At 30.2% G+C, this 14,744-nt stretch carries 13 protein-coding genes; 3 read left to right on the top strand and 10 right to left on the bottom strand.

Translation table 11 applies throughout. From position 1 onward, the window contains the following. Positions 1 to 2 precede the first annotated feature (2 nt). The 3 genes from recG to MK083_02140 are packed head-to-tail and all read right to left on the bottom strand — an operon-like array spanning position 3 to position 4,868. Positions 3 to 2,378, bottom strand: coding sequence for an ATP-dependent DNA helicase RecG (gene recG / locus MK083_02150; GenBank protein MCH2673258.1), 2,376 nt, complete (start codon positions 2,376 to 2,378; stop codon positions 3 to 5). Positions 2,379 to 2,384: 6 nt separating this feature from the next. Beyond that, entirely contained in the window at positions 2,385 to 3,227 is an 843-nt protein-coding gene (locus MK083_02145) for a DegV family protein (protein MCH2673257.1), read from the bottom strand. A gap of 9 nt (positions 3,228 to 3,236) precedes the next feature. Further along, positions 3,237 to 4,868 (bottom strand): DAK2 domain-containing protein, encoded by a 1,632-nt coding sequence (locus MK083_02140; protein MCH2673256.1) that lies wholly within the window; start codon positions 4,866 to 4,868, stop codon positions 3,237 to 3,239. A 91-nt stretch (positions 4,869 to 4,959) separates the two neighbouring features. Between MK083_02140 and MK083_02135 the strand changes: the two genes are divergently transcribed. Next, the gene (locus MK083_02135; GenBank protein ID MCH2673255.1) at positions 4,960 to 5,172 is read left to right on the top strand and encodes a 50S ribosomal protein L28; all 213 of its coding nucleotides are present in this window, start codon (positions 4,960 to 4,962) and stop codon (positions 5,170 to 5,172) included. Here the strand turns inward: MK083_02135 and MK083_02130 are convergent. The 6 genes from MK083_02130 to argJ are packed head-to-tail and all read right to left on the bottom strand — an operon-like array spanning position 5,159 to position 11,656. Continuing rightward, on the bottom strand, positions 5,159 to 5,827 hold the full coding sequence (locus MK083_02130) for a ribulose-phosphate 3-epimerase (GenBank protein MCH2673254.1): 669 nt from the start codon (positions 5,825 to 5,827) through the stop codon (positions 5,159 to 5,161). The genes MK083_02135 and MK083_02130 overlap by 14 nt on opposite strands. Continuing rightward, complete coding sequence (gene argH, locus MK083_02125; protein MCH2673253.1) at positions 5,817 to 7,202, bottom strand: argininosuccinate lyase; 1,386 nt, start codon at positions 7,200 to 7,202, stop codon at positions 5,817 to 5,819. The genes MK083_02130 and argH overlap by 11 nt, the downstream gene beginning before the upstream one ends. 3 nt (positions 7,203 to 7,205) lie before the next feature. Continuing rightward, positions 7,206 to 8,426: an argininosuccinate synthase gene (locus MK083_02120; protein ID MCH2673252.1), complete on the bottom strand. Its 1,221-nt coding sequence runs from the start codon at positions 8,424 to 8,426 to the stop codon at positions 7,206 to 7,208. 2 nt (positions 8,427 to 8,428) lie between these two features. Continuing rightward, positions 8,429 to 9,622, bottom strand: coding sequence for an aspartate aminotransferase family protein (locus MK083_02115; protein ID MCH2673251.1), 1,194 nt, complete (start codon positions 9,620 to 9,622; stop codon positions 8,429 to 8,431). Positions 9,623 to 9,660: 38 nt separating this feature from the next. Continuing rightward, a complete protein-coding gene (gene argB, locus MK083_02110; protein MCH2673250.1) occupies positions 9,661 to 10,434 on the bottom strand; it encodes an acetylglutamate kinase in 774 nt (257 codons plus the stop codon). A 7-nt stretch (positions 10,435 to 10,441) separates the two neighbouring features. Then, positions 10,442 to 11,656, bottom strand: a complete 1,215-nt coding sequence (gene argJ, locus MK083_02105) for a bifunctional glutamate N-acetyltransferase/amino-acid acetyltransferase ArgJ (protein ID MCH2673249.1) — start codon at positions 11,654 to 11,656, stop codon at positions 10,442 to 10,444. A gap of 146 nt (positions 11,657 to 11,802) precedes the next feature. On the opposite strand from argJ, the gene MK083_02100 reads away from it, so the two are divergent. Continuing rightward, a complete protein-coding gene (locus MK083_02100; protein ID MCH2673248.1) occupies positions 11,803 to 12,747 on the top strand; it encodes an FAD-dependent oxidoreductase in 945 nt (314 codons plus the stop codon). Position 12,748: 1 nt separating this feature from the next. Here the strand turns inward: MK083_02100 and MK083_02095 are convergent, their stop codons facing one another. Beyond that, complete coding sequence (locus MK083_02095) at positions 12,749 to 13,867, bottom strand: DUF362 domain-containing protein (protein ID MCH2673247.1); 1,119 nt, start codon at positions 13,865 to 13,867, stop codon at positions 12,749 to 12,751. Between the two features lie 29 nt (positions 13,868 to 13,896). Here MK083_02095 and MK083_02090 point away from each other — a divergent pair, with 29 nt between their 5' ends. Then, positions 13,897 to 14,718 (top strand): amidohydrolase family protein, encoded by an 822-nt coding sequence (locus tag MK083_02090; GenBank protein ID MCH2673246.1) that lies wholly within the window; start codon positions 13,897 to 13,899, stop codon positions 14,716 to 14,718. Positions 14,719 to 14,744: the final 26 nt, after the last annotated feature.

Below are 14,744 nucleotides of genomic sequence, written 5' to 3'. Positions count from 1 at the left end.
CTTTATCCTAAACTTATATTGCTAGAATTAACCTTTTTTATAATTTTCTTAATCCTTTCATTATTATTTAGATCAGGATCTTGTTCAATGATATTTGTTGCAATTTCATTTACATCCTTTATCATTTCAAAATCTAAAGGGTCTGCTATTTTATAGTGGGGGAATCCACTTTGTTTAGTTTTATCTATTTCACCGGGACCTCTAATCTTAAGATCTTCCTCAGAAAGCTTGAATCCATCATTACTTTTTACTATTGCATTTAATCTTTGTTCAGTAATTTCTGTTATTTCGTCTGAAGAAACTATAATACACTTTGATTCTTTATCTCCTCTACCAACCCTTCCTCTTAATTGATGAAGCTGAGAAATACCAAATCTTTCTGCTGAATTAATAACAATTAATGTAGCATTTGGAATATCTACTCCAACTTCAATCAATGGAGTACTAACCAAAATATCAATTTTTCCCTTCCTTAAGTTTTCCATAATTTTTTGCTTTTTTTCTATCTTCATTCTTCCGTGCAAAAGATCTATTTTATATTTTGAGAGTTTACTTAGAGATAATTTCTCATATTCTCGGATTACTGAAGATACTTCAATTTTTTCAGATGAATCTATATGAGGTGAAACGTAAAATATTTGAGAACCTTTTTTCAACTCATCCTCGATGTTAGATATTACTTCGTCAAATTGACTATTTCTCATCCAAATCGTCTTAACATCTCTTTTTCTATTTGGCATTGTCTTTATTACAGATATTGATAAATCTCCATATAAAGTCATATTAAGTGTTCTAGGAATAGGTGTTGCTGACATAGCTAGCATATTTGGAATAGGTTGTCTTTTTAGTAATAAATTTCTCTGTTCTACACCAAACCTTTGTTGCTCATCAATAACTATTAATCCAGATAAATTTTTCGATATTTCTTCTTGAAGTAATGCATGGGTTCCCACGATAATATCAATCTCTTTATTAACAATCATTGATCTAGTTTTATCTTTTATTTTTTGATTTAAAGATCCAGTTAATAAAGCTATCTTCTTCTTTTTATTTATACTAAATATTCTTATATTTTCTTCATTCCCAAATTGTAGTGATCCTTCAACTAATTCTGATAAATTCAAAAAGTGTTGTTCTGCAAGAACTTCTGTTGGAGCAAGCAAAATTCCTTGCTGATCTTCCATGGCTGTACATATAAGAGCTATCAAAGCTACTATAGTTTTCCCTGATCCAACTTCACCTTGTAACAATCGAGCCATAGGCAATCTATCTGATAAATCATTTCCTATTTGAAAAATTGTATTTTTTTGATCTTTGGTTAATTCAAAAGGTAGATATTTACTGATGAATTTATAATTTTCATTAAATGAAGTAAATGCATATGAAGTTATATTTTTTTCTCTTTGTTTTTTTCTATATTTCACTGAAATTTGATTTTCAAAAACTTCATGAAAAGCAAAACTTTTTGAGGCTTTATTTTTTTCATCTATACTTTTTGAAAAATGTAATCTTTTTATTGATGATTGAAGGGAATAAAGATTATTTTTTTTCAGGATTTCTTCAGGAATGAATTCATCAATTTTTTCTATTGCGTTTGACTTAATAGCTGCAGATATTCTAGTTTTTATCATTTCTTGAGATAGTCTTTCCGTAGAATGATAAATCGGTTGTAGATATTGAAATCTTTTAGGACTATCTTTGAAAACCTCATATTCAGGATTAGTAAATTGTAATGAATTTCTAAATTTTTTTACCTGTCCTGCAATTGCAATATTTTGACCAACTTTTAGTTCTCTAATAAGATAGGACATATTAAAAAATGTTACAGTGATTGAACCTGTTGAATCTTCAACTATTATTTGTGGTGCATTCATTCTCTTAATTAGAATTTTTTTAGATATTTTCCCTATAACTGTTGCATTCTGATTTTCTAAAAGAAATTTTATATTTTGAATATTTGTATAGTCTTCATATCTAAAAGGGAAATGTAGAATTAAATCTCTAAGATTATAAATTCCTATATTTGAAAATTTCGATGTGATTCTTTTGTTTATGAAGGGTATTTGATCAACTGGAGTTTCTAGGGGCAAATTTCTTAATAATAACTCTTTACTTATATTTGCCTCAAATACCTTTAATTCGTAAGTAATTTTTGAAATTAGATTTTTTATCCAAATATGCCTCTCACCAATTCCTAAATTTTTATAAGATCTTTGATTCATAGGATATGTATTCATAATCCAATCAACATCAAAAAAATTATTCCTGATATAGTGATCTAATCCTAATTCAACAGATTGATCATTTAGTCCAAGATGATATTCTTGAGAAAGAATAGAAACTAGTCGCTTAAGTCTATCTACTTTCTTTTCTATCACTAATTTTTACTCCGAACCAACAAATCCAATTCCGAATGAACCTGGTCCTAAATGAGTACCTACAACTGGACCAAATTCTGAGACGATAATTTTCTTCTTATCTATTACTTTTTCTAATTTTTCGATTAATTTTTCAGCACTTTCAAAATTTCCACCATGTACTACAAATAAGTCTTCAATTTTATTATTCTCAACAATATTAACCAAGTAATCCATACCTTTAGAAAAAGTTCTAACCTTAGCTACTGAACCTATTTCACCATCAAATCCCCTAGTAGAAAGTATTGGTTTTAGCTTAAGCAAAGAGCCAACAAATTCTTGAGCCTTACCTATTCTTCCTCCTTTTGCCAAATATTCTAAAGTTGCACATAATCCATAGAATTGTGATTTATCAACAAGACTTTCAGTTTCAGTTACTAAATTATCTAAATTATTTTCTTTTTTCATTAACTTAGAAACAGAATAAACCAAAGACCCCAAACCTAATGTGCCATTTTTACTATCAATAATTCTTATATTATCGTTTGAAATCTGTTCTTTAGCTTGCACAGCAGAAGAATGAGTAGCACTTAGCTTAGAAGACATATGAATCGATATTATACTATCGTATGACTGAAGTATTTCTTCATATGTTTTTATAAATTTACCAACTGAAGGTTGAGATGTACTGGGATGAAACTCAGAATCAATCAATTTAGGATAAAACTCAGAAGAAGTTATATCTATTCCATCAATAAATGTTTCATCTCCAAAATGTAAATTAAGTGGAACAACAAATATTCCTTGTTTTTCTGCTACTTTCTTTGGTAGATCTGATGTACTATCTGTTACTAAAGCTATTTTTGACATTTTTCCCTCTTATTCTGCTAATAATAGATAATTATAGTATGATTGATTACCATTCACAATGACAACTTCTTTATCACTATAGTTTTGTAAAATTTGACTTTCTAAGTAATCATAATTATCCATAATAGAATCATGACCAACAAAAATGGTTAATATTTCATTTCTTCTTAATAATTCCCTTGAAATACTAATTAGTCCTAAATCGGCAGAGTCGTAAGAGTCATAAATTTTGTTGTTCAATGTGGCAAAGAAATTATTTTTCTTTATTTGCTTCCCATCAAAAACAACATCTCTGGTTGAAATAGTTACAAATGCCTCTTCAATCACTTTGAGAGAGTCATTCATATTTTTTAGATTAATATCAAAATTTTTTGATGAATCATATGAAAAAATTGAAGCTATGCCTTGTTGAATCGAACGAGTGGGTATCATATGTATTTTTTTATTATTATTGAGGTCAATTAATTGTTTTACAGTTGTTGAAATATTTGAATTATTTGGAAGAATAATAATATTATCTGACTTAATCTTATCTATTTCATTCATTATTATTTTTATGCTAGGATTATTTTTCGAACCTCCCTCAACAATGTGCATCCCATCACCAGCAGCTTCAAAAAAAGCTTCAACTATGCCATTGCCTTCACAAATTGAAATTACTGAAGTTTTGATAAGATCATAATTTCTTTTTCTTGATGAAAAAATCTTAGTTTGATCATCCATATTTTGAACAAAAATATTTTCAACAGTTCCTATTTTTTTAGAATAATTAATTACTTCATTTTCATCCAAAACATGAATATGCACTTTAATTAGGTTTGAATCTCCAGTAATAACAGGTGATTTACCAAATTTAGCAATTTGTTTTCTTTGATAGTCAATATCAAAATTTTCACCTTTTATAGTAAAAACTGTACAGTTACCCCACTCTAGTTCATCACTAGAATTTATAAAATTTTCAGAAACTTTATCTGAAAGACCTGATATCATTTCTAAATAAACAATATCTAAATCTTTTTCTATTTCTTTTTGAATTATTGATAAATACCAAGCATTCATCATAATAGCTAAACCTAAGCCACCTGAATCCACTACTCCTGCTTCTCTAAGGATCTTTAATTTATTAGGAGTGTTTTTTACAGATAAAACTGCTCCTTTAGCAATTATTTCTAGTAAATCTTCTAAGTTTTCAGATTTACTTAGCCCTTTACTTGCCGCTCTGGCTATTTCTTCATATACAGTCATCATAGTTCCATCTACAGGATTAGGTAAAGATTTTCTAGTATTTTCAGCTGCAATAGTAAATGAAGTAACTAAAGATGAAATCGTAAAACATTTGTTACTTTCGTAAGAAGTTAGTAGACCTTGAAAAAATTGTGAAAGAATAACTCCTGAGTTTCCTCTTGCTTCCATTAGTGAAGCTTGCCGTAAGTGAGTTAATAAAGAATGCATATCTGACTTTGAATCAAGATCTTGATCAACATTCTTTATTGTAAGTAACATATTAGTTCCAGTATCACCATCAGGCACAGGAAATACATTTAGATTATTAATTTTTTCCTTATATAACTCTAAGCTATATATAAATGTCTTAATAGCTTGAGAAATTTCACTTAAAGAGATCTCTTTATTTAAATTCATAGAAAATTATTTCCGATTATAGATTTGGATGATAAACTAATCATATAAAAAAATATATATTTTAAGTAACTAAAATAACTGAGAGTAAAAAATGCCAGTTGATCCAAGAAAACATCTAGGTTTAGGACCAATAAAAAAACCTTTATTCGGTCACAACAGGTCTCATGCACTAAACGCTACACAAAAGATTTCTAAACCCAATATTCAAAAGAGAAAAATAAAAATAAATGACAAGGAATACGTTGTAAAGCTTACTGCTAGAGAAATTAGAACTCTAGACAAAAAAGGTGTTATTCTAAAATAACTTTTCTAAATTCATTCACAGCTCCTCTAAAACCTAAATTGCTATTCAAAATACCTGTTCCAGACACAAATAGTTTGGCTCCAGAATTATATCCACCTAAAACAGTTTCTGGCTTGACTCCTCCATCTATTGCGATCAATAAGTTCTGACTTATACTTTTATTATTTGAAAATTCTAAAATTTTATTATTTATATCTTCTATATATTTTTGACCACCTTTACCAGGGTATACAGTCATAAATAAAATTCGATCAATTTGTTGTAGATATGGCTCGATTATTTCAATAGGAGTATCTGGATTTAATGCAATTCCAACCTTCATTCCATTATTCTTTATATTAGAAATTGTCTTTAAAATATCAGATTTACTTTCAATATGAAAGGTAAATATATCAACCCCGAGTTTAGCAAAATTTTCTACAAAATTATTAGGTTTGTCTACCATTAGATGAGCTTCTATAGGTATTGATGTTAGTGACCTAACTGTCTTAATTATAGGATCACCAAATGATATGGATTCAACAAAATTACCATCCATTACATCCAAATGAAATTCATCAATACCAGATTGATTCAAGGCTGTTATTTCATTTTCTAAGTTCTTAAAATCTGAAGATAGAATCGATGCGCTTAAGAATATGTCTTTATTTTTCATTTTTGATTTTTGATAGAAAAATCTTAGCTTCTTTTATTTGATTTTTTACGGAATCAGTAGATGTTCCTCCAAAAGAATTTCTTCTTTCAATAGAATTTCTTAATGAAATATCAAGTACATCTTCTTCAAAAAGTTTGGAAAATTTTCTTAATTCGTTTAATGAAATTTGATGTATATATTTACCTTCTAATGATGAGGATATAGTTTTTACTATTTCATAAGCTTCTCTATAAGGCATTTTTTTATTTGCTAAATAATCAGCAAAGTCAGTAGCTAAAATATTAGAATTATGAGCAGAATCTAGCATTATTTTTTGATTAAATGTCAGATTAGAAAATAAATTTGAGAAAACTTCAAGGGATTGAGAAACAATTTCAATTGAGTCCATTGCTCCTTTTCTATCTTCTTGCAAATCTCTATTATATGTGAAAGTAAGTCCTTTTAGTGAAGTTAAAAGTGATACTAAGTGGCCTATAGGAATCCCTGATTTACCTCTTATTAATTCAAAATAATCAGGATTTCTTTTTTGGGGCATAATACTTGAACCAGTAGTAAACTCATCTGGAATATTAATAAAATTAAACTCTTCTGTATTCCAAATTATTAATTCTTCAGAAATTCTAGATAAATTTATCATGATAGACGAACAGGAATAAAGCAAATCAGTAATATGATCTCTTGATGATACGGAGTCAATAGAATTTGATGAAACTCTAGAAAATCCTAATTCATCAGCTAATAAATCTCTATCTAAGGGAATTGTGACACCAGCAAACGCACCAGAACCGAGTGGCATGTTATCTAAATTGAATCTAGTATTCTGGAAACGACTAAGATCTCTAGAAATCATAGAAAAGTATGACATCAAATTATGAGAAATTAGGATTGGTTGGCCTTTTTGTAGATGTGTATAACCAGGCAATAAAAGTTCAATATTTTTTTCTGAAAGCTTAATAAGAACTTCTAAAAATTTAATTATAGAAGATATAATTAAATCCACATTCCTTAGGAAATATAATCGAGAATCTGTTGCTACTTGATCGTTCCTGGACCTTCCATAATGAAGCTTACCAGCAACTTCACCTATTTTTTTATACATTGAATTCTCAATATTTAAGTGAATGTCTTCTAGAGTGTCATCCCAATCAAATTTGTTATCTTTTATTTCTTTCCTAATTTCTTCTAAAGAGTTCTTAATTAATTCACTTTCTTGAGAAGATAATATTCCAATTTTTTTTAGCATTTTAGAATAAGCTATTGATACATCAATATCTTCAGAATACATCCTTATGTCAGAATGAAAAGAACTAGTAAAATCACCATATATTTTACCTCCTTGAACGGAAGATGTTTTATTATTTATATTCTTTGTCAAAATTTATAAATCGTTAAATTTTTGTTTTTTTGCCTGAATTCTTGCAGGCAAAGAGTAAATATCAATAAATCCTTCAGCAGATTGATGGTTAAAAGTATCTGTAGTAGAGTATGTAGACATATCATAGTCATAAAGAGAAAACTTTGATTTTCTTCCAATAACAGTTACATTTCCTTTGTAGAGCTTTAGCTTAACTTCACCTGATGAAAATTTTTGAACACTGTTCATAAATGATTCTATATTTTCCCTGAGTAAAGTAAACCATCTACCATCATAAACGAGATCCGAGTAAATTTTTGAAAGATTAGATTTTATTCTTTGTTGTTCTCTTGATAAAGTAGCCGTTTCTAATGCACTTATCGCATTGTATAAAATAATAGCTGCAGGAGTTTCATAAACTTCTCTACTCTTAATTCCAACTAATCTATTCTCAAGATGATCAACTCTTCCGATACCATGTTTTCCAGCTATTAAGTTTAAATTTTCAATAAGAGTAACACCATCTAATTTTTTCCCATCTAAAGATACAGGTATACCTTTATCAAAACCTAATTCTAATATTTCAGGTTTATCAGGAGCATTCTCAACACTTGATGTCCACGAAAAGGCATCTTCAGGAGGTTCTATCCAAGTATCTTCCAGGTCTTCTCCTTCAATTGCTAAGCCCCATAAATTCCTATCTATGGAGTAGACCCTATTATTATCACCAACTTCTCTTAATTCAAGTCCAGCTTTTGCAGCATATTCCTTTTCTTCATCTCTTGTCATTCCCCATTCTCTAGCTGGAGCAATAATCTTTATAGAATCTCCATCTCCAGAAAGAGTCATTATGGAGGCATCAAATCTAACTTGATCATTTCCTTTACCAGTACAGCCATGGGAAACATATTCTGCTCCATATTTTCTAGCTATCTCAACTAGTTTTTTTGACATTAATGGCCTTGCTAATGCCGTCGATAAAGCATAAACATCTTCATACATACCACCTGCTTTTAGTGCAGGAAATACATATTCATTAACAAATTCTTCTTTAACATCCAGAACAACAGAATCTATTGCTCCAGCATTTTTAGACTTTTCTTTAACTCCTTCAATCTCAGGACCGGCTCCTAGATCAACTGTTAGAGTAATAACATCTAAATCATATTTTTCTTTTATCCATACTACAGAAATTGTTGAATCCATTCCTCCAGAGTATGCCAAAACACATTTTCCTTTAGACATTACTAGTAATCCTCTAATATTTCACTTATAACTTCAATGGCTTGATCTATTTCTTCTATTGAAACATTCAAAGGGGGCATAAATCTTATCATATTAGGCCTTACAGCATTTATTAGCAGACCCTTTTCAAGTGCCTTACCAACTATCTCCCCAGAGACATCTTGATTCATTTCTATACCTATGAGTAGTCCCATACCTCTAATTTCAGAAATGAAATCAAATTTTTTCATTAAGACACTAAGTTTATCCATCATATATTTTCCAGACTCAAGAGCAGTTTCAGGAATGTTATTCTTAACCATAAATTCTGCTGCAGCAGCTCCTGCTGAAGTAGTTAATGCATTTCCTCCAAAAGTTGATCCATGATCTCCTGGTTCTAGCACAGAACAAAATTCTTTGGAACAAAATGCTCCTAGTGGAGCTCCTGAACCTAAAGCTTTAGCTAATGTCATTACATCAGGTTCAACGCCTTGAAATCTTTGATAACCAAATAAAGTTCCTAATCTGCCCATTCCTGTTTGAACTTCATCCAAAATAAAGAGTATGTTTTTAGATTTACAGAATTCTTGAACAGATCTTAGATAGTCAGGATCTGGTACATTTACACCACCTTCCCCTTGAACAGGTTCAATCATAACTGCACAAGTGTTGTCTGTATAAGCATCCACTATATGCTGCAAATTATTATATTCTACATTTACAAAACCCGGCATCAAAGGCCTCCAATTATCTTGATAGTGAGGCTGTCCTGTTGCTGCCATCATTGCTTGAGTTCTTCCATGAAATGAATTTAATGTAGTAATTATGTCAAATGCACCATTAAGATTTTTCTTACCCCATTTTCTAGCTAGTTTAGCTGCTCCTTCATTTGCTTCTGCGCCTGAGTTACAAAAGAAAACCCTGTCTAACGCAGAGTTATCAACTATAGTTTGAGCCAAGGAAAGCTGTGGAGTTGTATAATATAAATTGCTCATTTGGAGTATCTTACCAGCTTGATCCTTAATTGCTTCTGTAACTGAATCATGAGAATGCCCTAAGTTTAATACAGCCCAACCAGCAGTAAAGTCCAAGTATTCATTTCCATCATTATCAGTTACTACGGTTCCCTTCCCGCTTACAAGAACTGGAGGCATTCTATTAACAACTTGCATATAATATTTTTTTTCGAGATCTTTGTATTCTTTGGTCGATTTCATTTATTTCTCCAATATATATATATTTTAAAATTACCCTCTTAAACTATTCTAGTACCAATATCGCCATTAGTGAATGCAGTTAACAGCGCTCCAGAGTTTCTTCCATCAATAATTCTTCCTACATTTACTGCTGATAAAGCTTCTATGCAAGATTTTATTTTAGGTATCATACCTCCTTGAACAATTCCAGAATCAATTAAGTCCAGTGCCTGTTTTTTTGTCATTTGAGGTATTACTCTTTTATTTGTATCAAAAACTCCTGGAACATCAGTTTGAAATATAATATTGTCCGCACCAAGTTCTCTAGCTATGACTCCTGCAGCAGTATCTGCGTTTGTATTATAAATTTGATTTTTTGAATCAATTGATAATGCCATTGGTGAAACAACAGGAAGGTATCCATTATCTAAAAGATTATTTAACAAATCTGTATTACAACTAACAATTTTACCCACAAATCCTAGTTTCTGATTCAGTTTTTCCGCATTTAGAATACCTGAAGAACCTGATAAACCCACAGCATTAGCTCCTCGGTTTTGAAACTCTGAGACTATTTCAGAGTTTATTTTTCCTGAAAGAACAGCTAAGGCTACATCTAGAGTTTGCTTATCTGTGACTCTAAGACCATCTACAAATAGAGGCTCTATACCTTGCTTATTAATCCAGTTAGAAATTTCTTTTCCTCCACCATGAACTAAAACTATTTTCCATCCTTTTTTATACAAAGTAATTATGTCTTCAAAAGTACTATCAGTTTCACCTAGAGTTGATCCTCCTATTTTTATTACTGAAACATTTTTTGAATTTTTCATAGCAAAATTATGTTGTATAAGCTGAATTAAAAACTACGTATTCTTCTGTCAATTCACTACCCCAAGCTACTCCAGAATTAGAGCCAATATTCAGGTTAATATTAAACCTGATTATTTCTTCACTCATAGCAATTACAATACTTTGGTGATTATAAGAAATTGCAATTCCTTCAGAAACTATTTGAATATCATTAACAAAAATTTCTATCTTTGATTCATCAATTGGAATCTGAGAAGCTCCTACTGCCATGATTATTCTTCCCCAATTAGGATCTCTACCGTAAACAGCAGTTTTTACTAAATTTGAATTTACGACATATCTTGCAGCAAGTCTTGCATCTTCAGTTGTTTTTGCTCCTGAAACTGTAGCCTCTATTAGCCTTGTATTACCTTCTCCATCTTTGGCTATTTCTTTTGCTAGAAATACACAAACAATATCTAAGGCTTCAGAGAACTTTTTTGAATCATTAGAAGATATAATCTTTTTATTCTTGGCAAGACCATTAGCTAACACTAATACTGTATCGTTAGTTGATTGATCCCCATCAACACTTATTTGATTAAAAGATTTTGCAACAGAATTGTTGAGGGAATTTTGTAATATTTTTTTTTCAATATTAGCATCAGTTGTTATAAATGCCAGCATAGTAGCCATATTTGGATGTATCATACCAGATCCTTTAGCTACCCCAGCTACATTAATTTCCATACCATCGATTTGAAAGGAAACAGAAATTTCTTTAGTTTTTGTGTCAGTAGTAAGTATTGACCTAGCAAATCCATTACCATCATTTTTATCTAATTTTATTTGAGGTATGAATTTTCTCATCAAAGCCATTGGCAGTTCTACTCCAATTATTCCAGTTGAAGCTACTGCTACTTGATTTTCATTTATATCCAACGCATTAGAGGTTATAGAAGCCATTTCTTTGGCATCTATTAACCCTTGTTCACCAACAGCGCAATTAGCACAGCCTGAATTTGCTACAATAGCTCTTATATTTCCATCTGAATTAATTTCTTTAGTCCAAGTTACAGATGGAGAAACCACTGAATTTTGAGTAAATGTACCTGCACTAACACATTCAGTTTCGGAAAATATAATTCCTATGTCCCTTTTATCCTGGCCAGGAGATTTAATTCCAGAAAATATAGAACCAGATAAAAATCCTTTTGGAGAGCATATATCTCCTACATCGTTTATCCTAATTTTAGATTCCATCTCTCTCTCCTAGAAAAAAATTATTTTTTTACTGTTATTTACCCTAATCATATAATAATATCTATAGATACAACCTTAGAAATATTCAAAAAAATAAAAAATTGGATTTATTATTTTTTTGAAGTTTAATAAATGAAAAAATTACAATGAGTATATTAAATAAAGTCGATTTATTAATAGCTGGTCAAGGAGCAGCAGGCTTTTCAGCTGGTTTATATGCAGCTAGATATCAAATGAGTACTGCTATTATTGGTGAAGAGTTTGGTGGAGAAACAGCAATAGGAGGATTAATAGAAAATTATCCTGGTAATAACGATATTGATGGATTTGACTTGATGCTTGAATTTAAAAATCAAGTAACAAATTTAGATGTCCCTATAATTGAACAAAACCTAAAATCAATTACTAAAAAGAATAAATCTTTTTTATGCCAGTTATATGATGGCTCAACAATCGAGGCTAAAACAATTATATTAGCGATAGGCAGGGAAAGAAGAAAACTAGAGCTTGAAAACGAAGAGAAGTGGACTGGTAAAGGTATTTCTTACTGTTCAACTTGTGATGCTCCTCTTTATAGAAATAAAGAATTAGCTGTTGTAGTGGGAGGCGGAAATGCTGCGGTAGAAGGTGCTATTCTTATTGCAAAATATGCTAAAAAAGTTTTTCTGGTTTACAGAGGAGAAAAGCTTTGGAGACCAGAACCTATACTTTTGGATACTTTAGAAAAAACTGATAATGTAGATGTTCTGTTAAAGAATAATGTAACTAAACTTATAGGATCAGATTTTGGTGGATTAGAAGAAATAGAATTAGAAAATAAATACAATAACCAAAATAGATTTAAAATCGATGGTTTAATGATTGAGGCTGGAGCAGATCCAAGAGTAGAAATCCCTATATCACTAGGAATAAATCTAGATGATGAAACAAACGAAGTAGCTGTTGACAAAGATCAAAAGACAAATGTATCTGGAATATTCGCAGCTGGAGATATCACTAATGGTTCTAATTTAAAGCAAACTATAACAGCTGCTTCACAAGGAGCTATTTCTGCACTTAGTGCATATAATTACTGCCTAGAAAATAAGTGAATTAGGGTTTCGAAATTTTATAATTAACTAATAAGTTACCCCATTGGGTTTTAAATGCTTTTTTTATTCTACTTTTTCCTATAAATCTAAGCCAAAAAGTGTTGTGATAAAGATTTGAAGCCAAGTATGCTACGTTTACCATTGGAGTTCTCAATAATAGTTTTTCAAAAGGTTTCAAAGGCCCCCAATAAATATACTTTTGAATTTTACTAGCAAATGTATTTTTATTTTTAGAAAAATTCCAATTTATCTTATTAATGTTTTCTCCAATCACCTTAATTTCATTTGGATTAGCTATACCAAGGCCCTTTTCATGAGCAATTCTAAGTTTTGGTATTTTCAAAGGATCAAAACCCATCAGCTTTGCAGAAATAGAATCAATTGCAACTTGGTCATAAGATGCGAATATCATATTTTTAGTCTTAAAGTTCATTGCCCTAGGGCCAGGTCCGTCTCCTGCAAATGTTCCATCCATAACTGCAAATACATTATTATGAATCTCATACTGAATAGTGAGTAAATCAACTAGTGTATTATGAATATCCGCATGAGCCCAATGCCTATTTTTATGAAGCAAGCCCCCAAATGCATTTTTCATAGCACCAGTAATTGTAGTGAAAACATGTGTTTTAACTGTAGGAAGATGGATAATATTTGTTTCTAAAAGTTTTCGAGGGATCATTATTCCTTCAGGGTAGATCTTATTTAAGACAATCATTTTATTTTTAGGAACATAATTAATCCACTCTTGGCCAGGATCATCTAATACAGTACTTTTAATAGATAAATCTTTTTCTATTTTTAAGAATCCATTATTTTCTTGGCCTTCCCTAGCATTTACAACAACTGTTCCATTGTGTGCTACCTCTAAGTTAGAAATTCCTAAACTTCTCAGGCCTCTTATAACTCCATCAAGCTGCCAAGGTGCTGTTGAACAAGCTGGAAAATAATGTTGCCATGAAATATTAGCTTTAATTAATGTTTTTAATTTATCATCTATAAAATTTTGAATTTTAGTATCTGCCAATAATTTAGCATAATCACCTATTACAAAATTTGGAGATGTTTTTGATATAAAAACTTTACCAAATTCTCTTCTATCAATTTTTTTATTTGTCATAATATTTAAATTATAGAAAAAAAATAGAAATGAATATAGATTCACTCACACATATTTTACCTAAGGAAATTTCTTCAGAAATTTCTAAGTTTCAAAAACTAGATCAAAAATTCAAAGAGCTTTTCAATGAAAAAACTAAAATATCAGACGCTGATAACTTGGTAAATAAACTAAAAGATTGTGAAATAAATAAAGCAGTAGTTGGTGGTTTTGGTTGGACAAGTGATGAAATTACAAAATTATGTAATGACTACATAATAGAATCAGCCAGTAAATTTGAAGAAATAATCCCAATATGTTCTGTAAATATTTACTCAAAAAACACTGAATCTAAAATCTTAAATTATATTAACAGAGGAGCAAAAGGAATTGGTGAATTACACTTTAATTATGATGAAGAAATAGAAGAAAACAAAGTACTTAAAAATACTCTGAGGATTGCACTAGAATATAATCTACCTACCATTGTTCATGCATCTGAACCACTAGGTCACTCATACTCAGGCAAAGGGACAAATGTTCCGGAAAAGTTATATTCTTTAGCAAAACAAAATCCAGAAAATAAATTTATTTTCTCACATTTTGGAGGAGGTTTAGTTTTTTACGAACAGATGCCTGAAGTAAAAGAAGTATTAAAAAATGTTTATTACGATTCTGCAGCTCAACCTTTTCTTTATAGCAGAAAGGTATATAAAACTTCTATTTTATGTTCAAATATAAATAAAATTCTTTTTGCTTCAGATTTTCCATTAATAAATTTCTCAAGATGCCTTTCAGGGCTGAGTGACTTATCTGATACCGAAAAAAAACATATTCTATCTTATAATCCAATATCAGTATTCAATTTATAATACTTAAGACTAATTCAAAAGGTAAA

This window comes from Dehalococcoidia bacterium, from assembly GCA_022451965.1.
GTDB lineage: Bacteria > Chloroflexota > Dehalococcoidia > Lucifugimonadales > Lucifugimonadaceae > TMED-70.
The sequence above is the reverse complement of the archived record's forward strand: the minus strand, read 5'-3'. Positions and strand labels throughout refer to the sequence as shown.

Bases quoted from the DNA above. Each gene is read 5' to 3' on its own strand.
- MK083_02145 (MCH2673257.1), bottom strand. From the start codon at position 3,227: ATGTCAAAAATAGCTTTAGTAACAGATAGTACATCAGATCTACCAAAG.
- MK083_02140 (MCH2673256.1), bottom strand. From the start codon at position 4,868: ATGAATTTAAATAAAGAGATCTCTTTAAGTGAAATTTCTCAAGCTATT.
- MK083_02135 (MCH2673255.1), top strand. From the start codon at position 4,960: ATGCCAGTTGATCCAAGAAAACATCTAGGTTTAGGACCAATAAAAAAA.
- MK083_02130 (MCH2673254.1), bottom strand. From the start codon at position 5,827: ATGAAAAATAAAGACATATTCTTAAGCGCATCGATTCTATCTTCAGAT.
- MK083_02120 (MCH2673252.1), bottom strand. From the start codon at position 8,426: ATGTCTAAAGGAAAATGTGTTTTGGCATACTCTGGAGGAATGGATTCA.
- MK083_02115 (MCH2673251.1), bottom strand. From the start codon at position 9,622: ATGAAATCGACCAAAGAATACAAAGATCTCGAAAAAAAATATTATATG.
- argB (MCH2673250.1), bottom strand. From the start codon at position 10,434: ATGAAAAATTCAAAAAATGTTTCAGTAATAAAAATAGGAGGATCAACT.
- argJ (MCH2673249.1), bottom strand. From the start codon at position 11,656: ATGGAATCTAAAATTAGGATAAACGATGTAGGAGATATATGCTCTCCA.
- MK083_02100 (MCH2673248.1), top strand. From the start codon at position 11,803: ATGAGTATATTAAATAAAGTCGATTTATTAATAGCTGGTCAAGGAGCA.
- MK083_02095 (MCH2673247.1), bottom strand. From the start codon at position 13,867: ATGACAAATAAAAAAATTGATAGAAGAGAATTTGGTAAAGTTTTTATA.
- MK083_02090 (MCH2673246.1), top strand. From the start codon at position 13,897: ATGAATATAGATTCACTCACACATATTTTACCTAAGGAAATTTCTTCA.